Here is a 21,228-nt window from a genome sequence, read left to right as displayed (position 1 = left end):
CCATGGACGCCCGTTCGATCAACGCCAAGCTGCGCCGCGGTCAGGTGCCCACGGCCGAGGAACTGCGCTGGTTCGCGCAAGGTCTGGCCGATGGCGGTGTCAGTGATGCGCAGGCTGGGGCTTTTGCGATGGCCGTGTGTATGGGCGGTCTGGGCGCGCAGGGCCGTGCTGACCTGACGGTTGCGATGCGCGATAGCGGCGACGTTCTGACATGGGACGTGGATGGCCCGGTGATCGACAAACACTCGACCGGAGGGGTGGGGGATAGTGTCAGTCTGGTGCTTGCGCCTGCACTGGCTGAGATGGGGGCCTATGTCCCGATGATCTCGGGTCGTGGGTTGGGCCATACCGGTGGGACGCTGGACAAGCTCGAGTCGATTCCGGGCGTGACCACTCAGATCAGCGAAGATCGTCTGGCGCAGATCTTGCGCGAAACGGGTGCCGCCATCGTTGGCGCAACGGGGCAGATCGCCCCTGCGGACAAGCGGCTATATGCAATCCGCGATGTGACGGCGACTGTGGAAAGCCTGGACCTGATCACCGCGTCGATCCTGTCCAAGAAGCTGGCCGCCAGCCCTGATGCTCTGGTGCTGGATGTCAAGGTGGGCAGCGGCGCGTTTATGAAAACCCACGAAGATGCACGCAATCTGGCACAGGCCCTAACCCAGACCGCGAATGCTGCGGGATGCCGCACCTCGGCGGTGATCACGGATATGAACCAACCTCTGGCTCCGGCGCTGGGCAACGCGTTAGAGATCTGCGAGGTCATGAAGGCCATGACCAACGGGCACAATTCGCCCTTGGCCGAAATCTCGGTCGAGTTGGGCGGCGTGCTGCTGGTGGATGCCGGGATGTGCGCAACCTTGGATGAGGGGCGCGAGAAACTGGCCGAAATTATCCGCTCTGGCCGCGCGGCCGAAAGGTTCGGGCGCATGATGGCCGCCGTCGGCGCGCCACTGCATTTCGTCGACAACTGGTCGCGGTACTTGCCCGAGGCCAGCGTGATCCTTGAAGTCCCTGCGCCAAGTGCGGGCTATGTGACCGCGATGGACGGTGAGGCGCTGGGTCTGGCCGTTGTCGCGCTGGGCGGTGGGCGGCAAGTTGAGAGCGACCTGATTGACCCTGCCGTTGGCATCTCGGACATCGTGCGGCTGGGTGACAAGCTGGACAAGGGTGCGCCGTTGGCCGTGATCCACGCCGCCCGCGAAGACGCGGCGCAACAGGCGGCGCAGGCCGTCCTGCAAGCGATCAGTCTCGGGCCGGCCAGCCCCGCGCTGCCGGGGATCGTGCATGAAAGGATCACCGCATGACCCGCGCGTTTCTGGTCGTGATGGACTCGGTCGGCATCGGCGGCGCGCCGGATGCGGATCAGTTTTTCAACGGCACGGTGCCCGATACCGGGGCCAACACGCTGGCCCATATCGCACAGGCCTGTGCCGAGGGGCAGGCCGAGGATGACCGCTCGGGTCCGCTGCACCTGCCCAATCTGGATGCGTTGGGGTTAGGGGCGGCGACCCGTTTGGCCTCGGGCGCGGGTACGCCGGGGCTGCGGGCGGAACCGACCGGCCTATGGGGCTGCGCGCGGGAACATTCGCCGGGCAAGGACACGCCCTCGGGCCATTGGGAACTGGCGGGGCTGCCGGTGCCATGGGATTGGCACTATTTTCCGGACACGCGCCCGTCTTTCCCCGCCGATCTAAGCCGCGCTGCGGCGCAGGCTGCGGGAACCGATGGCATACTGGGCAATTGCCACGCCTCTGGCACGGCGATCATCGCCGATCTGGGCGCCGAACATCTGCGCACCGGCTGGCCGATTTGCTACACATCCGCCGACAGCGTGTTCCAGATAGCGGCGCATGAGGAACATTTCGGCCTCGACCGCTTGTTGGAAATGTGCCGAACTCTGGCCCCGCGCTTGCACGAGATGAAAGTGGGCCGGGTCATCGCGCGGCCATTCGTGGGCACGCCAGAACAAGGCTTTACGCGCACCACCAACCGCAAGGATTTCGCAATCCTGCCACCTGCGCCGGTTCTGACCAACTGGGCGCAGGATGCCGGGCGGCGCGTGCATGCGGTGGGCAAGATCGGCGATATCTTCTCGATGCAGGGGATCGACACGCTGCGCAAAGGCTCGGATGCGGACCTAATGCGCCACCTCTCCGATCTGGTCGACGAGGCGGAAGAGGGCAGCCTGACCTTCGCCAATTTCGTGGAGTTCGACAGCCTCTACGGCCACCGCCGCGACATCAGCGGCTATGCGCGCGCGCTGGAATGGTTCGACCGTGAGATCGGCGCAATCATCGCCCACCTGCGCCCCGGCGACCTGATGCTGCTGACCGCCGACCACGGCAATGACCCCAGCTGGATCGGCAACGACCATACTCGGGAACAGGTTCCGGTGCTGATCGCCGGGCGAGGCGCGGGTCAGATCGGCGCGGTCAATTTCGCCGACATTGCGGCCAGCATCGCACATCACCTGAACATCCCGGCACATGGGCCGGGGCGGAGTTTCCTATGAGCGTTGCAGACCTTCCCAAAATCGAATTGCACCTGCACCACGAAGGCGCGGCCCCGCCCGCCTTTATCCGGCAGTTGGCCCATGAAAAGCGCATCGACCTGAGCGGGATTTTCAAGCCCGACGGTAGTTATGATTTCCGCGACTTCGCGCATTTCCTCAGCGTGTATGAGGCCGCCTGCGAAGTGCTGAAATCGCCCGAGGATTTCCGCCGCCTGACACTGGCCATCCTCGAAGAAAGCGCGGCGAACGGAGTGGTCTATTCGGAAACCTTCCTCAGCCCCGATTTCTGCGGCGGCGGAGACCTGCACGCTTGGCGTGACTACCTGACCGCCATTCAGGACGCGGCGGATGAGGCGGAACGAAAATACGACATCACCTTGCGCGGCGTCGTGACCTGCGTGCGCCATTTCGGTCCTGAAAAGGCTAAACTCAGCGCCTATTGCGCGGCGGAAACGGCGGGCGAGTGGATCACTGGGTTTGGTATGGGTGGCAATGAATCCGTGGGCGCTCAGGGCGACTACGCATGGGCCTTCGATTGCGCGCGCGAGGCGGGTTTGCGATTGACGACACATGCCGGAGAGTTCGGCGGCCCCGAAAGCGTACGCGATGCCATTCGCGATCTGGGCGTGGAGCGTGTGGGCCATGGCGTACGCGCCATCGAAGACCCTGACCTGATCCGCGAGATCATCGACCGCGACATCACGTTTGAAGTCTGCCCCGGCTCAAATGTGGTACTGGGGCTTTTCCCCGAATTCGCGGCCCATCCGATTGCAAAACTGCGGGATGCCGGTGTCAAAGTCACGGTTTCCACCGATGACCCTCCGTTTTTCCACACTACAATGCGGCGGGAATATGAGATGCTGGCGCAAGCCTTCGGCTGGCAGGCCGAGGATTTCGCGGCCCTGAATGAAAACGCCCTTGCGGCCGCCTTTTGCGATGACAAGACCCGTGAACGGGTCAAGACAAGACTGGAGAGAACATGAGCGAACACCTGACCGTCGTTGACCATCCGCTGGTGCAGCACAAACTGACGCTCATGCGGGACAAGGGCACTTCGACCGCCGAATTTCGGCAGTTGCTGCGTGAGATCACGCTGCTGCTGGCTTATGAGATCACGCGCGAAATGCCGTTGACCACCCGTCACATTGAAACCCCGATGGAGGAAATGGACGCCCCTATCCTAGCGGGCAAGAAACTGGCGCTGGTGTCGATCCTGCGCGCAGGCAACGGCATGCTGGACGGGGTGCTGGAGCTGATCCCTTCGGCCCGTGTGGGTTTTGTCGGCCTCTACCGCGATGAGGAAACGCTCAAGCCCGTGCAGTATTACTTCAAAGCGCCCGAAGGGTTGAAGGACCGTCTGGTCATTGCCGTTGATCCGATGCTGGCCACCGGCAACAGTTCAGCCGCGGCGATAGATCTGCTGAAGGAGGCTGGCGCCACTGATATTCGCTTCCTTTGCTTGTTGGCCGCGCCCGAAGGGGTCGCACGCATGAAAGAGGCGCACCCGGATGTGCATATCGTCACGGCCTCGCTGGATCGCGAGCTGAATTCCAAGGGCTATATCATGCCGGGGCTGGGCGATGCGGGCGACCGGATGTTTGGCACCAAGTAAGCTGGTCTAGCCGCCGCAAATATTCTGTAGCCGGACCCAATCGCGGTCCGGCAGAACCTGCTGCTGAGGACGTCCGGCCATGGGATCAGCCTCGATCAACCCCAGGACGGTTTCGCCGGTCACATCCATGGCATAGGCAAACGGGGTCGAGGGCAAGGCGGTCTGCGCGAACATCTCCAGCAACGCGTCATCAGGTAGGGACGGGCGGGGTTCAGACAGAACCTCTTCGGTATAGGCATCGACGATGCCCGGTGTCAGCTCTCCGGTTGTCAGCAGGCGAAAGGCGGTTGCAGCACCTGTGCGGTTCAGCAGATCGTCCAGCGGGTCCTGTGCCTGTGACCGGGCGCGTTCGGCGACGATATAGCCGGCGGCGACCGAAGGGTCCTCGTGATCTTCGACCAACGCGCGGTTTAGCAGGATAATGCCGCCCGGCAGGCTGAGGCTCGTTTGCACGCCCGCAGGCAGGATAACCACTTCACGCACACCGGTACGTGTGGCCAACTGTTTCAGCGCGTCCTGTGCGTCGACCGAGGCGCAGGCGCGGCCTGACACGCGCTCGATCCGTTCAAGAATTGCGTCGCCGATATCGTGGCGTTTGATCTCGGGCACCACCGAGACCACGTGGTTTTGCACGGCGGCGGGCACCCAGAACACCAAAAGGGCCACGACGGCGGCGGCAACACCGGCGACGCTGAGCCAGCGCAATCGCCCCGGATGCGGACGGCTGCGGTCAATGGCCCGTTGCAGGCGGTCGATTGCCTCGATCATGGTGGTCTCGGTTTCGGCCAGCTCCAGCGTTTCGTCCGGGTCGCCATCGGGGTTGTATATAGCTGGATACGCGCCGGGGTTCTGCCGCTCCAACGCAGCCAGCGACCAATGGGTCAGCGCGTTGTCGTTGAAATCCGAGATTGTCATCGTGGCTTCGCCAATCGACACCACGACCTCGCGCCGCTGCACATCGGGCGATGGGCGCCACAGACCGGTTGCTTCGATCCGTTGGTACTGTTTAAGGGCCGTCATCACGGGTGAGGTCTGCTCATTCTTGATTGGCGGCAGTTTAGCACGCAAAAATCCAGCGGCGCAAACCTGTTGCGCGATGTCGGGGAATTGTGCTGGATGTGACGACGCATCCGGGCGCAGGCGTGCCCCGGTCGGTTTCTGCAATAGGGTCAAACATGTCGTCTGGTGCGCAAACTTCTCCGATCCTGGCCTCGGTTCTGATGGTCAGCGCAATGGCGATCATCGGGGTGATCGACAACGTAGTGATCCTGCTGGCCGACACGGTCGGGCTGTGGCAGTTCCACCTGAGCCGGTCCACCCTGATGCTGCCGCTGATCATCGGCTTGTCCTTGTTGGGATTCGGGCGCTTGCGTCCCGTCCGGCCGGGTCCGGTGATGCTACGCAGTGTGCTGATCACGCTGGCCATGCTGTTCTATTTCACCTCGCTGGCGCTGATGCCGATTGCGCAGGCGCTGGCAGGTCTGTTCACCTCTCCGATTTTCGTGCTGCTGATTTCGACGCTTGCAATGGGGCAGAGGATCGGGCCATGGCGCATTCTGGCCGTCCTACTGGGGTTCGCTGGGATTCTATGCGTGCTGCAACCCAATCCGCAGGATTTTGATGCCCGCACCCTACTGCCGGTGGCCGGAGGGCTGTTCTATGCCCTCAGCGCCATCATCACGCGCAGCCATTGCGCGGGTGAAAGCACAGTCGCGCTGTTGGCGGCGATGGTGATCACACTGGGGTTGACGGGATTGATCGGAGTGGGGGTTCTAACCCTCTTCCCCATGATATCGCCCCCAGGGCCCGACGGGTTTGTCACGCGTGGCTGGGTGTGGCAGATGCAAGACGCTGTGCCATGGATCATCGTGCAGGCTGTAGGGTCAACAATCGCGGTTTTCATGCTGATCAAAGCCTATCAGGTAGGCGAGCCATCCTATGTTGCAGTGTTCGAATACTCGGTCATGATTTTCGGCCCCCTGTTTGCGTGGGTCGCCTTTGGTCAGTCCATCGGGCTGATGCAGATCGGAGGGATTGGTCTGATCGCGACCGCCGGAGCGCTGCTGGGCTGGCGGGCCGGTCGCGCGCCCGCCGAGCGGGCGGTGGCATGATCATCTCAAATGGCCGTAGATACGTGTTTGTCCACATCCCCAAAACCGGGGGAACGTCGCTGTCTCTGGCGTTAGAGGCGCGGGCTATGAAGGATGATATCCTTATAGGCGATACGCCCAAGGCCCTACGGCGGCGCAAGCGGCAGAAGGCTTTGACAGGCGTTGGCGCTTTGACGAAACACGCACCGCTTTCTGCGCTGGACGGATTGATGACGCCGGATGCGTTGCGCGGCGTGTTCACGTTCACGCTGGTGCGCAACCCTTGGGACAGGATGGTCAGCTACTATCATTGGCTCAGAACCCAAAAGTTTGACCACCGGGATGTCACCTTGGCGCAAACCCTTACATTTCAGGATTTCGTCTTGCACCCGCAGATTGCACGATCCTTCGCAGCCAATCCCGCAAGGCGCTATATGACGCTGACCGACGGAACCGAACATTGCAGTGCTTTCATCCGGCTGGAGTATTTTGACCGAGACGCCGCCCCGCTATTCGACCATTTGGGATTTCGGGTGGCATTGCACCTGAGCAACAGGACCGAGCGGGCGCCGGATTATCGCAGTTACTATTGCGACAAGACACGTGCGGCTGTGGCCGAGGCTTGCGCCGAGGATGTCGACAGGTTTGGGTATCGCTTTGATTAGCAGTACGTTCCGTTTGGAATCTTGAAAAAGTGCAAATGGGAAAGCTGGCGCAGGGGGGCTGCGCCAGCTTCTTTGACTTTTAGGCCGCTTTGGCTTCGGGGTCGAAACGCCCGTAGAAGCTTTGACCCTTCTCCGCCATTTCCCGCAGCAGCGGCGGGCAGGTGAAGCGTTCACCGTAGGCTTCGGTCAACTGATCGCAACGTTCAGCCGCATAAGGTGTGCCGATGATGTCCAGCCAGCTCAGCGGGCCACCGGACCACGGCGCAAAGCCCCAACCCAGGATGGCGCCCACATCGCCTTCGCGGATGTCTTCCAGAACACCTTCCTCCAACGCGCGGACAGCTTCCAACACCTGCGCGAACATCAGGCGTTCCTGTACTTCGATCAGGTCGGGCTGCTCTTCGGCATGCGGGTATTTCTCGGCCAGGCCGGTCCAGTATGCGACGCGTTTGCCCTTTTCGTCATAGTCGAAGAAGCCTGCATTGGCCTTGCGGCCCAGACGGCCTTCGCCTTCCATCCAGAAGATCAGGTCATCGGCGGGGCTTTCGGGATAGGCGTTGCCCATCGCAGCTTTGGTCGCCCGCGCGATCTTGGCACCCAGATCAATCGAGGTTTCGTCATTCAACTGGATCGGCCCTACGGGGAAGCCCAGCTGACGCGCGGCATTGTCGATCAGCGCCGGGCTGACGCCTTCGGTGATCATCCGTAGACCTTCGTTGATGTAAGGGATGATGCAGCGGTTGGCGTAGAAGAAGCGTGCATCGTTGACCACAATCGGCGTCTTGCGGATCTGGCGCACATAGTCCAGCGCCTTGGCAACCGCACGATCACCGGTTTCCTTGCCCTTGATGATCTCGACCAGGAACATCTTCTCAACCGGTGAGAAGAAGTGAATGCCAATGAACTGCTCGGGTCGGACGGAGGCCTTCGCCAGATCGGTGATCGGCAGGGTCGAGGTGTTCGAGGCAAAGATGCAGTCCTCGGGGATGATCGCCTCGACCTTCTTGGTCATCTCGGCCTTGACGCCCGGGTCTTCGAACACGGCCTCGATGATCAGATCACAGCCTTGCAGCTGCCCAAGCTCGGGGGTCGCAGTGATGCGGCCCAGCATGGCCTCTTTCTTGTCCGCCGTGACCTTGCCGCGCTTCATACCCTTGTCCAGATAGGCCTCGGTATAGGCTTTGCCCTTGTCTGCGGCGGCCTGATCACGGTCGATCAGCACAACCTCCATCCCGGCCTGCGCCGAGACCAGAGCGATACCGGCCCCCATCATGCCCGCGCCCAGAACGCCGATCTTCATGACCGACTGATCGGGGATACCAGCAGGACGCACGGCGCCTTTGTCCAGCGCTTCTTTGTTCAGGAACAGCGACCGGATCATGGCACCCGAGGACGGGTTCATCAGGACTGAGGTGAACCAGCGCGCTTCGATCTTCAGCGCGGTGTCGAAGTCAACCAGAGCCCCCTCATAAACTGCACTCAGCAACGCCTTGGCCGCCGGGAAGGCGCCTTGGGTCTTGCCGTGTACCATCGCCGAGGCGCCAACGAAGTTCATGAAACCTGCAGGGTGGTACGGCGCACCGCCGGGCATTTTATAGCCCTTGGCATCCCACGGCTTGACCAGATCGGCGTCCTTGGCGTTCAGAACCCACTCTTTCGCGGCGGCCATCGGGTCGGCTGCGATCTCATCGATATAGCCTGCACCCTTGGCTTTCTTGGCGTCCAGCATCTTGCCTTCCAGCAGCAGCGGTGCCGCTGCAATCGCGCCCACCTTGCGGACCATCCGCGTGGTGCCGCCCGCGCCGGGGAAGATGCCGACCATGATCTCGGGCAGGCCATATTTCGCCTTGGGGTTCTCGGCAGCGAAAATGCGATGCGTGGACAGAGGCAACTCCATGCCGATGCCTGCGGCAGTGCCGGGCAGGGCGGTTGCGATCGGCTTGCCGCCTTTCTTGGTCTTGGGGTCCATGCCGGCCAGCTCGATCTTGCGCAGAAGGGCGTGCATTTGCATCGTGCCGTCAAACAGACCTTTGGCCGGGTTGTCGCCTGCCTGTTCCTTCATCACAGCCAGCAGGTTCAGGTCCATGCCGCCCGCAAACGACCCTTCTTTGCCCGAGGTCAGGACGATCCCCTTGACCTCCTCATCCGCCAGCGCCTGATCGATCAGGTCGCTCAGCTGGGCCAGCCCGTCAAAGGACATTACGTTCATCGTCTTACCTGGAACGTCCCAGGTGATCGTGGCGACGCCGTCTGCGTCTTTGGTCAGAGTGAAATCAGTCATTGTCATCTCCAATCTGGTCAGCCGTCAGCGGGCTGCCGTCTTTCCGGGTGAAGGCCTCGCCGTCGGCGTCATCCTTCACCATCATGTCGATATCGCTGTAAAAGCCGGTCTCGGTCGGGGTCCGCGTGCCCACCACCAGAAAGGTCGCGGGCGCGTTGGTTTTGTTCACAAGGTGGTGGCCGTTGGGCTCACCTGCGGGCCAGGCCGCGCAGTCACCGGGCTGCATCTCATGCTCACCATCGTCGTCGATCAATGTGCAGGTGCCGGAAAGCACAATGGCGAACTCGTCCTGCTCCATGTGGTAGTGCCGCAGCGAGGACATCCCCGCAGGCTCCAACCGTACGATGTTGACGCCGTATTGGGTCAGACCGCCCGTATCCCCCAGCCGCTGAACGAAACGACCTGCGGTCGCCTCGGCCAGCTTACCGGGATAAGACGATCCCCCAATAAACGGGATCTGAGAGAGATCCAGCTTGGGCATCAGACCCGCTCGATGATAGTCGCGGCACCCATGCCCGACGCGATGCAGAGCGTGGCCAGGCCGGTTTCTTTGTCCTGACGCTCCAGTTCGTCCAGCAGGGTGCCGATGATCATCGCGCCGGTTGCACCCAACGGGTGACCCATCGCGATCGAGCCGCCGTTGACGTTCACCAGTTCGGGGTCCACCTCAAATGCCTGCTGGAACCGCAGTACGACCGACGCGAAGGCTTCGTTCACTTCGAACAGGTCGAAATCCGAAATCTGCATGCCGTTGTCGGCCAGGATTTTCTGGGTCACCGGAACCGGGCCTGTCAGCATGATCGTCGGGTCCAGACCGATCTTGGCGGTGGCTTTGATACGCGCGCGCGGCTTGATGCCGTGCTTCTCACCGAATTCCTTGTTGCCGATCAGAACGGCCGCTGCCCCGTCCACGATGCCCGAGCTGTTGCCCGCGTGGTGGATGTGGTTGATCTTTTCCAGGTGCGGGTATTTCAGCAGGGCGACCTTGTCGAAGCCCGGCATCTGCTCGCCCATCATCTGGAAGGCTGGGTTCAGGCTGCCGAGGCTCTGCATGTCAGTGCCGGGGCGCATGTATTCGTCGCGGTCCAGAATGGTCAGGCCGTTGCGGTCCTTGACCGGTATGATCGATTTTTCAAAGCGGCCTTCGTCCCAGGCTTGCGCCGCGCGGCGCTGCGATTCCATCGCCAACTGGTCCGCCTGATCGCGGCTGAAGCCGTATTCGGTGGCGATGATGTCCGAGGAAATCCCCTGCGGTACAAAATAGGTATCCATCGCCAGGGTAGGGTCAACGGCAATAGCTGCGCCGTCCGATCCCATGGGTACACGGCCCATCATCTCGACGCCGCCGGCGATATAGCCGTCACCGGCACCGCCTTTGATCTGGTTTGCGGCCAGGTTCACGGCTTCCATGCCGGAAGCGCAGAAGCGGTTGATGGCCAGACCCGGGATCGATTCATCCAGATCCGAGGCCAGCACGGCCGAGCGCGCCAAACAACCGCCTTGCTCCATCACCTGCGTGACGTTGCCCCAGATCACGTCCTCGACGGCGTGACCTTCCAGGTTGTTGCGCTCTTTCATGGCGTTAAGGGCGACGGCGGACAGTCGCACCGAGGTTACCTCGTGCAGGCTGCCATCCTTGCGGCCCTTGCCACGCGGGGTGCGCAGGGCGTCATAGATATAGGCTTCGGTCATGGGTCTTCTCCTCAAGCTCGATCCGACGGATTGCCGGGCATCAGGTCATAGGGGTGTTTCCAGCCGGGCTGTTCGCTGAGGCGCGTCAGCCAGGCGTCGATATGGGGCCAGTCGGCACGGTCAAAGCCGAATGGTTCAGGGTAGTACAGGTATCCGCAGCAGCTGAGGTCGGCGTTGGTCACGCCGTCGCCCACGATCCAGTCGCGGCCCTCAAGGTGGGTATTCAGAATTTCGTAAGCGGCCTTCAGGCGTCCTTGGTTGAACGCAATGACATCTGGGTTGCGGTGCTCTTCGGGCAGGAAATTGCACAAAAACCGGGTCATCCCCGCATTCGAGCTGAGCTTGTGATTGTCCCACAGGACCCAGCGAAAGATGTCGTAGTTTTCGTCGCGGTCCTTGCCACCGAACTTACCCGACTTTTCGGTGACATAAGCCTGAATGGCCCCGGATTGGCTTGTGCGAAAATCGCCATCGGTCAGGACTGGCACCTCGCCCATTTCATTGACCTCGGCGCGATATTCGGGGGTGCGCGATACGCCTTTGAAAAAGTCCACAAAAACGGGTTCCCATTCCAGGCCCGACATCTCAAGCGCAAGCGCGGCTTTGTAAGAATTTCCGCTTTCTCCGAAGCAATGCAGTTTGATGGTCATGTGCGCGCCCCTCCCGTGGCTTGTGCGGCTATGTCGATATTTCCGAATTTTTGAAGAGAAGAAGTCCGCAGAGTTTTCCCTTCTCCGTAACGGTTCTTTAACGTCAAAGCGGCCTTTTCATGCGTGCGGTACAGGCTGCCGAGCCGATGTTCGCACGATGAAAAGCCTCGCCGTCCTGACTGCGTGCCCAAAGGTGCGATCATAACCCGGATGGCGGGGGGGAAGCGTGCGTTTGCCTTCTTCTCGCTCCAAATACGTCCGCCGGAGGCGGACAGAGTATCTGCGATTTGCCAAAGTTGTCTGGTCCCCGCATCATTCACCGTTTTCGCGCCTCAAGTTCCGAGTTGAAGATGCGCAACTTGTGCGTCAGGTTGTCTTGATCAATCACGCTGTTGAAATTTTCGAATAGAAACGACAGAGCCTCACCTTCATCCAACCCGGCTTCGGCAGCGAAACCGCGCAGTTTGCGATAGCCATCTTCGGTCATTGCAACCGGAAACCGGCGGGTCAGGCGAAAGCGTTTGGGCATGTCGGTCCTTTGCGAAGTCCGGCTGCAAGACAAAATCCTGCAGCCGGTTTTGGATCAGAAGTTCGCCGCATCCAGAGCCATGACAGTGTCAGCACCGGTCTGGATACGCGCCAGATGCAGGCCGGTGGCCGGCAGGCGACGCGCCATGTAGAACTGGCCGGTGGCAATCTTTGTCTGGTAGAACTCGGTATCCGACGCCCCGCCGTCAAGGGCCGCATAGGCTGCTTTTGCCATTTGCGCCCACATCAAGCCCAGGCAGACATGGCCGAACATGTGCATGAAGTCGTTCGAACCAGCCAGTGCGTGGTTGGGGTTCTTTGCACCGTTCTGCATGAAGTACATGCCAGCCGCCTGCAGATCCTTGGACGCCGCCTTGAGCGGTTCGATGAACGCCTTGTCAAAGGCTTCGTTCTGGCCACCGTTTTCCTTGCAGAAATTCTTGACGATGTCGAAGAAGGCCATGACGTGCTTGCCGCCATCGGTAGCAAGCTTACGACCCACCAGATCCAGCGCCTGAACGCCGTTTGCGCCTTCGTAGATCATGGCGATACGGGCGTCGCGGGTGTATTGCGACATGCCCCATTCCTCGATGTAGCCGTGGCCGCCGTAAACCTGCTGAGCTTTGACAGTCATGTCATAGCCTTCGTCAGTCAGGAAACCTTTGATGACCGGCGTCAGCAGCGAGATCAGGCCGTCTGCATCTGCATCGCCAGAACGATGTGCTTGGTCGATCAGTGTGGCACCCCACAAGATGAAGGCACGCGCACCTTCGGTAAAGCTTTTCTGATCCATCAGGCTACGGCGAATATCGGGGTGGACGATCAGCGGATCGGCCGGGCCATCGGGGTTTTTCGCTCCGGTCACGTCACGGCCCTGCAGGCGGTCCTTGGCGTATTCGACAGCGTTCTGATAGGCGGCCTCGGCTTGTGCCAGACCTTGCATACCCACACCCAGACGCGCTTCGTTCATCATGGTGAACATGGCGCGCATACCTTTGTGCAGATCGCCCAGCAAAAAGCCGGTGGCTTCGTCATAGTTCATCACACAGGTCGAGTTGCCGTGGATGCCCATTTTCTCTTCGACCTTGCCGACCGAAACGCCGTTGCGTTCGCCCAGCGAGCCGTCTTCGTTGACCATGAACTTGGGCACGATGAACAGCGAGACACCCTTGATGCCCTCGGGGCCGCCGGGGATTTTGGCCAGAACCAAGTGGATGATGTTGTCGGCCATGTCGTGATCACCGGCCGAGATAAAGATCTTCTGACCTGACACCTTATAGCTGCCGTCGTCCTGCGGTTCAGCCTTGGTGCGCATCAGGCCCAGATCGGTGCCGCAATGCGGTTCGGTCAGGTTCATGGTGCCGGTCCATTCACAGCTGACCATGTTGGGCAGATAGGTGGCCTTCTGCTCGTCGGTGCCGTGGGCGAGAATGGCCGAAGCCGCGCCGTGGGTCAGACCCTGATACATGGTGAAGGCTTGGTTGGCGGACTGAAAGAACTCGCCCACCGCGCTACCCAGGACATAAGGCATGTTCTGACCGCCGAATTCCTCGGGCATATCCAAGCCGGTCCAGCCGCCTTCTTTCATCTGCTCGAAACCGTCTTTGAAGCCGGTCGGCGTGTAGACGACTCCGTTTTCGTGGCGCACACCTTCGGTGTCACCCACAACGTTCAGCGGGTGCAGGACGTTTGTTGCGATTTTGCCGGCTTCCTCAAGAACGGCACCGGTGAATTCGGCTTCCAATTCGTCGTAACCGGGGGTTTTCGATCCCGAAACGTTGAGGACTTCGTGCAGAATGAACTGCATGTCTTTTGTTGGCGCGTTATAGACGGGCATAAGAAGCTCCCTTTAATCTCAAATGTCCGGAGGTGGGGCCGCAGGGCTACTCGGCGGCTTTCTTTTCGTTCTTCATCGAGGCGATCACTTTCTCTCCCCAACGCAACTGTTCCTTCAGATCGTCGATGGCCTGCGTCAGTTCTTCGCGGCGGGCCTCCATATCGGTCAGACGCTCGCGGGCGATCTCAAACGTGCGGGTCATCTGCGTCATCTGCTGATCCCCCACATGATACAGATCCAGAAGTTGCCGGATTTCTTCTAGGCTAAAGCCAAAGCGCTTGCCGCGCAGAATCAGTTTCAGGCGCGCCCGGTCGCGTTTGGTGAACAGGCGTTTTTGCCCCTCGCGGATCGGGAACAAAAGTTCTTTGGCCTCGTAAAACCGCAATGTGCGCGGCGTGACGTCATAGGTCTCGCACATTTCACGAATGGTCATCAGATCTTCGGTCATGGTTTCAGCACTCTTGTCACTGGCGTCTATCAAGTACAGTTGCGCAGTCGATGCGCCACTTACAACACGGAGATGACGTTCACGTAATGCAAACGCTACGTCACAACTTTAGTTGACGTAACTTCCGTTTGCGTCAAGTCCGTTTGAGGGTGAAATCCCCAACGTCACGTCACGTTATTTTCAGATTTCGACAGCTGGCCAACACCCAATTGAAACGGGAATTGCAACAGCAATCCCTTTTGCGGGGCTTCAAGAGGGCCGCAATAGGCGTTGAGGTCAATCCAGCGACCTGGCGGTCTGATCGCGCATGGTTTTTAGAGCGTCGATCGCCTCATCCAGTTGCTGCTTTTGCTTGTGTAGTTCAACTAATTGGACATCGGCCAAGTCGACAAAAGCCTTCATCTGCGCCTGGTTGCCCTGATCTTCGTATATCAGCAGCCATTGGCGGATGTCTTCCAAGGGAAAGCCGTATTTGCGCCCCCGCATTATCAGCGTCATGCGGGCGCATTCGCGTGGACCATAGAATCGCGCACGGCCTTCGCGGTCGGGTTGCAACAGCTCGATATACTCATAATAGCGCAGGGTGCGCGGTGTCACATCGAACTGGGCGCACATCTCTTTGAATGACAAACGGTCGTCGGGCATTCCTGATCTCCTCTGGCGCAGCCTATGACCTACGCCTGACAAGCGCAACAGGTGGGCTTGCTCTTTTGCGGGCCACGCGCTCATAAAGGGAGAAACCAAGAAGGTACAAATAGATGGTCGACAAAGCTGCTATCGCGCGTCAGTTCATCGAGGCGATCCCACATGCCAGGGCGCTGGGCATGACGCTGACTGAAATCGGTAACGGAGAGGCTGCGATTACAATGCCCTACAACGTGGAATTGGTGGGCGATCCGCGCACTGGGGTCATCCATGGCGGCGCTGTATTTGCCGTTCTGGACACCTGTTGCGGCGCCGCTGTCATGAGCCACCCGTCCGCGCCCGGTGGAACGGCGACCATCGATTTGCGTATCGATTATATGCGCGCAGCAACTCCGGGTCAGACCATCACCACGCGCGCGACCTGCTACCACATCACCCGTAACGTGGCCTTCGTACGCGCGACCGCGATGGACGAAAATCAGGACCTACCGGTGGCTACGGCCTCGGGCTCTTTCACGGTGGAGGGACTCTGATGGCGCGCAAACGTCCCGAACCCGTGCAAGTGGTCAAACAGCGCCGGGACGCGGCGCTGAACGCGATTGTCGATGGAGTGCCTTATATCCGATTCATGGATTTCAGCTTTGACCGACGTGGGGACGAACTGACCGGGGTGTTGAACTATGACGAAAAGCTCATCGGAAATCCGATCCTTCCCGCCCTGCATGGGGGCGTCACCGCAGCCTTCCTTGAGGTCACGGCCGTGATCACCTTGAGTTGGGAGTATTTCCTCCCCAGCATCGAGAGCGGTGAGCTGGATGCCGAGCAGATCGCGCGGGATGAGACGATCCGCTTTCCCAAAACCGTGGATTTCACGGTCGACTATCTGCGATCCGGTCTGCCGCGCGATGCCTATGCGCGGGCTATCATCAGCCGGTCGGGGCGTCGCTATGCCTCGGTCCGGGTCGAAGCATGGCAGGACAATCATGCGCGCCCCTTTGCGCAGGCTACGGGTCATTTCCTGATGCCACAACCTATGACCAAGGGTAGCTAGCATCCATGCAGGACGCTTCGGCGCCAATAACGCATGGACGGGTGCTGAAGATTGCCCTTCCTATCGTGTTGTCAAACGCCACCGTTCCGATTTTGGGCGCGGTCGATACTGGCGTTGTGGGCCAGATGGGGCAGGCGGCCCCCATCGGAGCGGTCGGCATGGGCGCGGTGATCCTGTCAGCGATTTACTGGATTTTCGGGTTCTTGCGCATGGGCACGACCGGCCTTGCAGCGCAGGCGCGCGGCGCAGGCGATACAGCCGAGACCACTGCGCTGTTGATGCGCGGCCTACTGCTGGGCGGTGCCGCAGGTCTTGTCTTCATCGTTACACAAGTGTGGGTGTTCTGGGGCGCCTTCGCGCTGTCCCCGGCCAGTCCCGAGGTCGAGTCCCTGACCCGCGCATACCTTGAAATTCGCATCTGGGGGGCGCCGGCGACAATAGCGCTTTATGCCGTGACCGGCTGGTTGATAGCAATCGAACGCACGCGCGGCGTGTTCCTGCTTCAGATCTGGATGAACGGGCTGAACATCCTGTTAGACCTTTGGTTTGTTCTGGGGCTGGGCTGGGGTGTCGAAGGCGTCGCCATCGCCACTTTGATCGCCGAGTGGACTGGTCTGGCGTTGGGTCTGTGGCTGTGTCGCAGCGCGTTCCGCGGCAATCAGTGGCGCGACTGGCCCCGCATATTCAACGCCGCGCGTTTGCGTCGGATGGTGCAGGTGAATGCGGATATCATGATCCGGTCGGTCCTGTTGACGGGCTCATTCACCACCTTCCTGTTTGTGGGGTCCGATCTGGGCGATGTTAATCTGGCGGCCAATCAGGTCCTACTGCAGTTTCTGGAGATCACGGCTTTTGCGCTGGACGGATTCGCCTTTTCAGCCGAGGCGCTGGTGGGCGGCGCAGTGGGTGCGCGGGACCGGTATCAAGTGCGGCGGGCTTCGGTCTTGGCATCGCAGTGGGGTGTGGGCGGAGCCTTTGCCTTGGGCGCAGTGTTCTACCTTGCCGGGCCTGCGCTGATCGACCTGATGTCCACCTCGCCCGAGGTCCGTCTGGCTGCGCGAGAATACCTGATCTGGGCGGCGCTGGCCCCGGTGATCGGGGTTGCAAGCTGGATGTTTGACGGCATCTATATCGGGGCAACCTGGACGCGGGATATGCGCAACGCGATGATCCAGTCGGTTGCGATCTATGTGGTCGCCCTGTTCTTACTGGTGCCGACGCTGGGCAATCACGGCCTTTGGGCCGCGTTGATGGTTCTGAACATTGCGCGGGGATTGACCTTGGGCTGGCGCTATCCCCGGCTTGAGGCGCAGATCTCTTAAAGCAGGTTCAGCAGGTTCTCGGGCGGGCGTCCGATGGCGGCCTTGTCGCCATTGATCGCCAGAGGGCGCTCGATCAGGATCGGGTGTTCCGCCATTGCCGCGATCAGTGTGTCCTCTGACGTGGTTTTGGTCATCCCGAGTTTCTTGAACTGTTTTTCACCCGTCCGCATCATGTCGATGGCGGGTACGCCCCAAAGGGCCAGTGTCGCGCGCAACTCATCCGCCGAGGGCGCGTCTTCAAGGTATTTCCGCACCTCGACCTGCGCGCCTTTTTCCTCAAGCAACGCCAGCCCCGCGCGGGACTTGGAACAGCGGGGGTTGTGCCAATATTCGATCATAACCAGTCCTCACGTTTACTGCCCACAGCCTGTGCGACAGTGTCGAACCCGTCGCGCGCCAGAAGTTTATCCAACCCCTGCACGATCTCAGCGGCCAATGAGATGCCGCCATAAACCATCGCCGTGTAGAACTGCACGGCAGAGGCTCCGGCGCAAATCTTGGCATAGGCCTGTTCCGCCGTGCTGATCCCACCAACACCGATCAGAGGGATTTGACCTTCTGTCAACTGGCTCAGCCGGGCCAATACGCGGGTGGATTTCTCGAACAGAGGTGCGCCGGACAGACCTCCGGCCTGATCCTTATGCACACTTCGCAGCCTGTCGCGGGACAGGGTGGTATTGGTGGCGATCACCGCATCCACGCCGGTTTCCCGAGCGACATCAGCAATGTCTTGCAATTCGTCTTCGGTCAGATCGGGGGCGATCTTCAGGAAGACAGGCAGGGGACGGGGCAGGGCATCGCGGGTTTCGATCACTCCGCCTAGCAACGCACTGAGCGCAGCCTTGCCCTGCAGGTCGCGCAGTTTCTCGGTGTTAGGGGACGAGACATTGACCGTCGCGAAATCCAGATGTGCCGCGCAATGGGCCAGCACCTTGGCAAAGTCGCCGGGGCGGTCGTCGCTGTCCTTGTTCGCACCCAGGTTCAGGCCGATCACAGCGTCTTTGGGGCGATCCGCCAGACGAGTGGCCATGACCTCCATGCCTTCGTTGTTGAAGCCAAAGCGGTTGATGGCGGCCTTGTCTTCGGACAGGCGAAACAGGCGTGGTTTGGGGTTACCGGGCTGCGGGCGTGGGGTCACGGCACCGACCTCGATAAACCCGAAGCCCACGCGGGACAGAGGTGTCAGAACCTCGCCGTTCTTGTCGAAACCAGCGGCCAGCCCAACCGGGTTGGGCAGATCAAGCCCAGCCACCTGTGTGCGCAACCGGGACGAGGTCACAGGACCGGGTGCGGGGGCTAGCCCCGCTTTCAACGCCTTGATCGACATCCCATGCGCGGCTTCCGGATCCATCCGGTGCAGGGCGGCAAGGCCCAGTTTCTCGGTCAGTTTCATCCGAAGCTCTCTCTGCCTTGGGTCGGCGCGCAACGGATAAGCCACGACGTGTCCACCGCTGCCTGACGATGCACGACCGCTTTTTGGTAATCCGGGTCCGTGACCATTTCCATGAACGCATGAGCGGTGGGATAGCTGGCGATAAAGACTGCGTCCCAAACCTCGTCCTGCGGGCCGATCAGGGTTGTTTGAAACGCGCCGCTCCATAGAATATGTGCGCCGATACGAGCGATGATCGGGGCGGTGTCGCTCCCGTAGTTGCGATAGGCCTGCGCGCCGGTCAGACCGGCAGCGGCCAGATCGTGGTCATCCGGGTACGCGGCCTTGGCGCGGAATTTCACCAGATTGAGCATCTCGATCGGATGATCGCGGTCCAGATCCTTGAACGCCGCGAACTGCGCGCGATCTGGGTCGACGTAGCGGGTCATTCCATCTCCTCGGGGAACTGGTGGGCCTGTCCGTCAAAAGGCAAAGGCTTGGCCCAATGCACATCCGTCATCCTGATCTGCCGGTAGAGATGCGGAAACAGCGCGCCCCCGCGCGAGACCTCCCATTTCAGGTCGTCGCCCATCGCGTCGGCGTCGCAGGCCAACAGGGTCAGACCGTCGATCCCGGCGAAATGTTTGGCCGCTGTCTCGGCTGCTTGCTCGGCCGTCGAGAAATGGACATAGCCGTCTGCGACATCAATCGGAGCACCGTCCGTCGCTCCATCGGACTGCAAAGCGGCCCATTCGCCGGCCCGGAAAATCTTGTAAATCAGCATGGGGCCGTGATGCCTCGCACGGCGGGTAGAATCAAGCTGGATTTCCCCCTTTGACTCTTTGCGCAGCACGGCGCACGATCACGACAAATAACAATTGGGAGTTTGAACATGTTCACCCGCTTACTGACATCGGTCGCCGTTCTGGGCCTGACAGCAGGCATGGCCGCAGCCGAATATAAGCTGACGATCCTGCATACCAACGATTTCCACGCCCGGTTCGAGCCGATCAACAAATATGACAGCGGCTGTAGCGCTGAAGACAATGCCGAAGGCGAGTGCTTTGGTGGCTCGGCCCGTTTGGTAACGGCAGTGAACGATGCCCGTGGCCGTGCCGAGAACTCGATCCTTGTGGATGGCGGAGACCAATTTCAGGGGTCCCTGTTCTATACCTATTACAAGGGCAAGGTCGCGGCTGAGTTCATGAACAAGCTGGGTTATGACGCGATGACCGTGGGCAACCACGAATTCGACGACGGGCCCGAGGTTCTGCGCGGTTTCATCGACTCGGTCGATTTTCCAGTGCTGATGTCGAACGCCGATGTCAAAGACGAAGAGCTGCTGACCGACAAGATCAAGAAATCGACCGTGATTGAAGTGGGCGGCGAGAAGATCGGCCTGATCGGCCTGACCCCGGAAGACACCCATGATCTGGCCTCACCCGGCCCGAACATAACCTTTTCGGACCCGGTCCCGGCGGTGCAGGCCGAAGTTGACAGACTGACCGGCGAGGGGGTGAACAAGATCATCGTACTCAGCCATTCGGGCTTTGGCGTGGACCAACGCGTGGCCAGTGAAACAACCGGTGTCGATGTGATCGTGGGGGGACATTCCAACACGTATCTGTCCAACGTCTCGGACAAGGCGGCGGGTCCCTATCCAACCGTGGTGAACGGGGTTCAGATCGTTCAGGCCTATGCCTATGGCAAATTCCTTGGCGAGCTGAACGTGACCTTCGATGACGACGGCAATGTGATCGAGGCCGCGGGTGAGCCGCTGATCATGGACAACACTGTGACCGAGGATCAGTCGGCGCTGGATCGCATCGCGGAACTGGCCGTGCCGCTGGACGAGATTCGCAACAAGGTTGTGGCAAGTGCTGCTGACGCGATTGAGGGCGACCGCGCTGTCTGCCGAGTGCAAGAATGCCAGATGGGCAATCTTGTAGCCGATGCCATGCTGGCCCGTGTTGCCGATCAGGGTGTGCAGATTGCAATTGCAAACTCGGGTGGTTTGCGTGCCTCGATTGATCCGGGTGACGTGACCATGGGCGAAGTGCTGACCGTGCTGCCGTTCCAGAACACGCTCTCGACCTTCCAGATCAGCGGTCAGGGCGTCATTGATGCGCTGGAAAACGGTGTGAGCCAGGTGGAAGAGGTCAAGGGCCGTTTCCCGCAAGTGGCCGGTATGACTTTCACATGGGATCCTGCGGTTGCGCCGAACGAAGGGCGTATCAGCGATGTGATGGTAGCCAAGGATGGGGGCTTTGTGCCGATTGACCCGGCGGCGACCTATCTTGTCGTGACCAACAACTATGTCCGTAATGGCGGCGACGGCTATGACATGTTCGAAGGCGATGACAAGAACGCCTATGATTATGGCCCGGACCTGGCTGACGTGACGGCTGAATATCTGGCCGCCAACGCGCCGTACACCCCGTATCTGGACGGGCGCATCAAGCAGAAATAACAGCTTAGGTGCAGGAAACTGACAGGCCGCATCGTGAGGATGCGGCC

23 protein-coding genes are annotated in these 21,228 nt (G+C 60.5%); 10 read left to right on the top strand and 13 right to left on the bottom strand.

Features of this window, described 5'->3' with window-relative positions:
- The first annotated feature begins 2 nt into the window (after window positions 1-2).
- The 4 genes from ACR0L1_RS06360 to upp are packed head-to-tail and all read left to right on the top strand — an operon-like array spanning window position 3 to window position 4,130.
- Window positions 3-1,310: a thymidine phosphorylase gene (locus ACR0L1_RS06360; protein WP_480857723.1), complete on the top strand. Its 1,308-nt coding sequence runs from the start codon at window positions 3-5 to the stop codon at window positions 1,308-1,310.
- Complete coding sequence (locus tag ACR0L1_RS06355; protein ID WP_480857721.1) at window positions 1,307-2,518, top strand: phosphopentomutase; 1,212 nt, start codon at window positions 1,307-1,309, stop codon at window positions 2,516-2,518. Before ACR0L1_RS06360 ends, ACR0L1_RS06355 begins: the two co-directional genes overlap by 4 nt.
- Complete coding sequence (locus tag ACR0L1_RS06350; RefSeq protein WP_480502691.1) at window positions 2,515-3,501, top strand: adenosine deaminase; 987 nt, start codon at window positions 2,515-2,517, stop codon at window positions 3,499-3,501. The genes ACR0L1_RS06355 and ACR0L1_RS06350 overlap by 4 nt, the downstream gene beginning before the upstream one ends.
- Entirely contained in the window at window positions 3,498-4,130 is a 633-nt protein-coding gene (gene upp, locus ACR0L1_RS06345) for a uracil phosphoribosyltransferase (RefSeq protein ID WP_170770144.1), read from the top strand. Before ACR0L1_RS06350 ends, upp begins: the two co-directional genes overlap by 4 nt.
- A gap of 6 nt (window positions 4,131-4,136) precedes the next feature.
- Here upp and ACR0L1_RS06340 read toward each other — a convergent pair whose 3' ends face one another.
- Window positions 4,137-5,150: a hypothetical protein gene (locus tag ACR0L1_RS06340; RefSeq protein ID WP_170789014.1), complete on the bottom strand. Its 1,014-nt coding sequence runs from the start codon at window positions 5,148-5,150 to the stop codon at window positions 4,137-4,139.
- A gap of 155 nt (window positions 5,151-5,305) precedes the next feature.
- Between ACR0L1_RS06340 and ACR0L1_RS06335 the strand changes: the two genes are divergently transcribed.
- Together ACR0L1_RS06335 and ACR0L1_RS06330 are read left to right on the top strand one after the other, a co-directional pair.
- Window positions 5,306-6,241 carry a DMT family transporter gene (locus ACR0L1_RS06335; RefSeq protein WP_480857719.1) on the top strand — a complete coding sequence of 312 codons (936 nt, stop codon included), beginning with the start codon at window positions 5,306-5,308 and terminating at the stop codon, window positions 6,239-6,241.
- Entirely contained in the window at window positions 6,238-6,885 is a 648-nt protein-coding gene (locus tag ACR0L1_RS06330; protein WP_480857717.1) for a sulfotransferase family 2 domain-containing protein, read from the top strand. Before ACR0L1_RS06335 ends, ACR0L1_RS06330 begins: the two co-directional genes overlap by 4 nt.
- Before the next feature lie 79 nt (window positions 6,886-6,964).
- Here the strand turns inward: ACR0L1_RS06330 and ACR0L1_RS06325 are convergent, their stop codons facing one another.
- The 8 genes from ACR0L1_RS06325 to ACR0L1_RS06290 form a co-directional block, all read right to left on the bottom strand.
- Window positions 6,965-9,166: a 3-hydroxyacyl-CoA dehydrogenase NAD-binding domain-containing protein gene (locus tag ACR0L1_RS06325; protein ID WP_480857715.1), complete on the bottom strand. Its 2,202-nt coding sequence runs from the start codon at window positions 9,164-9,166 to the stop codon at window positions 6,965-6,967.
- Window positions 9,159-9,647: a cupin domain-containing protein gene (locus ACR0L1_RS06320; protein WP_170782755.1), complete on the bottom strand. Its 489-nt coding sequence runs from the start codon at window positions 9,645-9,647 to the stop codon at window positions 9,159-9,161. Before ACR0L1_RS06320 ends, ACR0L1_RS06325 begins: the two co-directional genes overlap by 8 nt.
- Window positions 9,647-10,858: an acetyl-CoA C-acetyltransferase gene (locus ACR0L1_RS06315; RefSeq protein ID WP_480857713.1), complete on the bottom strand. Its 1,212-nt coding sequence runs from the start codon at window positions 10,856-10,858 to the stop codon at window positions 9,647-9,649. The genes ACR0L1_RS06320 and ACR0L1_RS06315 overlap by 1 nt, the downstream gene beginning before the upstream one ends.
- Window positions 10,859-10,869: 11 nt before the next feature.
- Window positions 10,870-11,508: a glutathione S-transferase family protein gene (locus ACR0L1_RS06310; RefSeq protein WP_170782753.1), complete on the bottom strand. Its 639-nt coding sequence runs from the start codon at window positions 11,506-11,508 to the stop codon at window positions 10,870-10,872.
- Window positions 11,509-11,824: 316 nt separating this feature from the next.
- A complete protein-coding gene (locus ACR0L1_RS06305; protein ID WP_480857712.1) occupies window positions 11,825-12,037 on the bottom strand; it encodes a hypothetical protein in 213 nt (70 codons plus the stop codon).
- Between the two features lie 54 nt (window positions 12,038-12,091).
- Entirely contained in the window at window positions 12,092-13,873 is a 1,782-nt protein-coding gene (locus ACR0L1_RS06300; protein WP_480502684.1) for an acyl-CoA dehydrogenase C-terminal domain-containing protein, read from the bottom strand.
- 46 nt (window positions 13,874-13,919) lie between these two features.
- Window positions 13,920-14,321 carry a MerR family transcriptional regulator gene (locus ACR0L1_RS06295; RefSeq protein ID WP_170770163.1) on the bottom strand — a complete coding sequence of 134 codons (402 nt, stop codon included), beginning with the start codon at window positions 14,319-14,321 and terminating at the stop codon, window positions 13,920-13,922.
- Window positions 14,322-14,597: 276 nt separating this feature from the next.
- Window positions 14,598-14,966, bottom strand: a complete 369-nt coding sequence (locus tag ACR0L1_RS06290) for a MerR family transcriptional regulator (protein WP_170770165.1) — start codon at window positions 14,964-14,966, stop codon at window positions 14,598-14,600.
- Between the two features lie 113 nt (window positions 14,967-15,079).
- Between ACR0L1_RS06290 and ACR0L1_RS06285 the strand changes: the two genes are divergently transcribed.
- The 3 genes from ACR0L1_RS06285 to ACR0L1_RS06275 are packed head-to-tail and all read left to right on the top strand — an operon-like array spanning window position 15,080 to window position 17,339.
- The gene (locus tag ACR0L1_RS06285) at window positions 15,080-15,499 is read left to right on the top strand and encodes a PaaI family thioesterase (protein ID WP_170770167.1); all 420 of its coding nucleotides are present in this window, start codon (window positions 15,080-15,082) and stop codon (window positions 15,497-15,499) included.
- Window positions 15,499-16,017, top strand: coding sequence for a PaaI family thioesterase (locus ACR0L1_RS06280; RefSeq protein ID WP_170782752.1), 519 nt, complete (start codon window positions 15,499-15,501; stop codon window positions 16,015-16,017). Before ACR0L1_RS06285 ends, ACR0L1_RS06280 begins: the two co-directional genes overlap by 1 nt.
- A gap of 5 nt (window positions 16,018-16,022) precedes the next feature.
- Complete coding sequence (locus ACR0L1_RS06275; RefSeq protein WP_480857708.1) at window positions 16,023-17,339, top strand: MATE family efflux transporter; 1,317 nt, start codon at window positions 16,023-16,025, stop codon at window positions 17,337-17,339.
- Here the strand turns inward: ACR0L1_RS06275 and arsC are convergent.
- The 4 genes from arsC to ACR0L1_RS06255 are packed head-to-tail and all read right to left on the bottom strand — an operon-like array spanning window position 17,336 to window position 19,495.
- Window positions 17,336-17,677, bottom strand: coding sequence for an arsenate reductase (glutaredoxin) (gene arsC, locus ACR0L1_RS06270; protein WP_480857706.1), 342 nt, complete (start codon window positions 17,675-17,677; stop codon window positions 17,336-17,338). The two genes, ACR0L1_RS06275 and arsC, sit on opposite strands and share 4 nt — an antisense overlap.
- A complete protein-coding gene (locus ACR0L1_RS06265; protein WP_480857704.1) occupies window positions 17,674-18,732 on the bottom strand; it encodes a quinone-dependent dihydroorotate dehydrogenase in 1,059 nt (352 codons plus the stop codon). The genes arsC and ACR0L1_RS06265 overlap by 4 nt, the downstream gene beginning before the upstream one ends.
- Window positions 18,729-19,160, bottom strand: coding sequence for a DUF1330 domain-containing protein (locus ACR0L1_RS06260; RefSeq protein ID WP_480857702.1), 432 nt, complete (start codon window positions 19,158-19,160; stop codon window positions 18,729-18,731). The genes ACR0L1_RS06265 and ACR0L1_RS06260 overlap by 4 nt, the downstream gene beginning before the upstream one ends.
- Entirely contained in the window at window positions 19,157-19,495 is a 339-nt protein-coding gene (locus ACR0L1_RS06255; RefSeq protein WP_480857700.1) for a DUF952 domain-containing protein, read from the bottom strand. Before ACR0L1_RS06255 ends, ACR0L1_RS06260 begins: the two co-directional genes overlap by 4 nt.
- 108 nt (window positions 19,496-19,603) lie before the next feature.
- Between ACR0L1_RS06255 and ACR0L1_RS06250 the strand changes: the two genes are divergently transcribed.
- Window positions 19,604-21,181, top strand: a complete 1,578-nt coding sequence (locus tag ACR0L1_RS06250) for a bifunctional metallophosphatase/5'-nucleotidase (RefSeq protein WP_480857698.1) — start codon at window positions 19,604-19,606, stop codon at window positions 21,179-21,181.
- Window positions 21,182-21,228 lie beyond the last annotated feature (47 nt).

The sequence above is a fragment of the Ruegeria sp. J8 genome, assembly GCF_056531925.1.
Note: the sequence above shows the minus strand (reverse complement) of the source record. Positions and strands in the feature narration are given on the sequence as shown.

What these genes read in the sequence shown, in the direction of transcription:
- ACR0L1_RS06360 (WP_480857723.1), top strand. Translation starts at nt 3, where the DNA reads ATGGACGCCCGTTCGATCAACGCCAAGCTGCGCCGCGGTCAGGTGCCC.
- ACR0L1_RS06355 (WP_480857721.1), top strand. Translation starts at nt 1,307, where the DNA reads ATGACCCGCGCGTTTCTGGTCGTGATGGACTCGGTCGGCATCGGCGGC.
- ACR0L1_RS06350 (WP_480502691.1), top strand. Translation starts at nt 2,515, where the DNA reads ATGAGCGTTGCAGACCTTCCCAAAATCGAATTGCACCTGCACCACGAA.
- upp (WP_170770144.1), top strand. Translation starts at nt 3,498, where the DNA reads ATGAGCGAACACCTGACCGTCGTTGACCATCCGCTGGTGCAGCACAAA.
- ACR0L1_RS06340 (WP_170789014.1), bottom strand. Translation starts at nt 5,150, where the DNA reads ATGACGGCCCTTAAACAGTACCAACGGATCGAAGCAACCGGTCTGTGG.
- ACR0L1_RS06335 (WP_480857719.1), top strand. Translation starts at nt 5,306, where the DNA reads ATGTCGTCTGGTGCGCAAACTTCTCCGATCCTGGCCTCGGTTCTGATG.
- ACR0L1_RS06330 (WP_480857717.1), top strand. Translation starts at nt 6,238, where the DNA reads ATGATCATCTCAAATGGCCGTAGATACGTGTTTGTCCACATCCCCAAA.
- ACR0L1_RS06325 (WP_480857715.1), bottom strand. Translation starts at nt 9,166, where the DNA reads ATGACTGATTTCACTCTGACCAAAGACGCAGACGGCGTCGCCACGATC.
- ACR0L1_RS06320 (WP_170782755.1), bottom strand. Translation starts at nt 9,647, where the DNA reads ATGCCCAAGCTGGATCTCTCTCAGATCCCGTTTATTGGGGGATCGTCT.
- ACR0L1_RS06315 (WP_480857713.1), bottom strand. Translation starts at nt 10,858, where the DNA reads ATGACCGAAGCCTATATCTATGACGCCCTGCGCACCCCGCGTGGCAAG.
- ACR0L1_RS06310 (WP_170782753.1), bottom strand. Translation starts at nt 11,508, where the DNA reads ATGACCATCAAACTGCATTGCTTCGGAGAAAGCGGAAATTCTTACAAA.
- ACR0L1_RS06305 (WP_480857712.1), bottom strand. Translation starts at nt 12,037, where the DNA reads ATGCCCAAACGCTTTCGCCTGACCCGCCGGTTTCCGGTTGCAATGACC.
- ACR0L1_RS06300 (WP_480502684.1), bottom strand. Translation starts at nt 13,873, where the DNA reads ATGCCCGTCTATAACGCGCCAACAAAAGACATGCAGTTCATTCTGCAC.
- ACR0L1_RS06295 (WP_170770163.1), bottom strand. Translation starts at nt 14,321, where the DNA reads ATGACCGAAGATCTGATGACCATTCGTGAAATGTGCGAGACCTATGAC.
- ACR0L1_RS06290 (WP_170770165.1), bottom strand. Translation starts at nt 14,966, where the DNA reads ATGCCCGACGACCGTTTGTCATTCAAAGAGATGTGCGCCCAGTTCGAT.
- ACR0L1_RS06285 (WP_170770167.1), top strand. Translation starts at nt 15,080, where the DNA reads ATGGTCGACAAAGCTGCTATCGCGCGTCAGTTCATCGAGGCGATCCCA.
- ACR0L1_RS06280 (WP_170782752.1), top strand. Translation starts at nt 15,499, where the DNA reads ATGGCGCGCAAACGTCCCGAACCCGTGCAAGTGGTCAAACAGCGCCGG.
- ACR0L1_RS06275 (WP_480857708.1), top strand. Translation starts at nt 16,023, where the DNA reads ATGCAGGACGCTTCGGCGCCAATAACGCATGGACGGGTGCTGAAGATT.
- arsC (WP_480857706.1), bottom strand. Translation starts at nt 17,677, where the DNA reads ATGATCGAATATTGGCACAACCCCCGCTGTTCCAAGTCCCGCGCGGGG.
- ACR0L1_RS06265 (WP_480857704.1), bottom strand. Translation starts at nt 18,732, where the DNA reads ATGAAACTGACCGAGAAACTGGGCCTTGCCGCCCTGCACCGGATGGAT.
- ACR0L1_RS06260 (WP_480857702.1), bottom strand. Translation starts at nt 19,160, where the DNA reads ATGACCCGCTACGTCGACCCAGATCGCGCGCAGTTCGCGGCGTTCAAG.
- ACR0L1_RS06255 (WP_480857700.1), bottom strand. Translation starts at nt 19,495, where the DNA reads ATGCTGATTTACAAGATTTTCCGGGCCGGCGAATGGGCCGCTTTGCAG.
- ACR0L1_RS06250 (WP_480857698.1), top strand. Translation starts at nt 19,604, where the DNA reads ATGTTCACCCGCTTACTGACATCGGTCGCCGTTCTGGGCCTGACAGCA.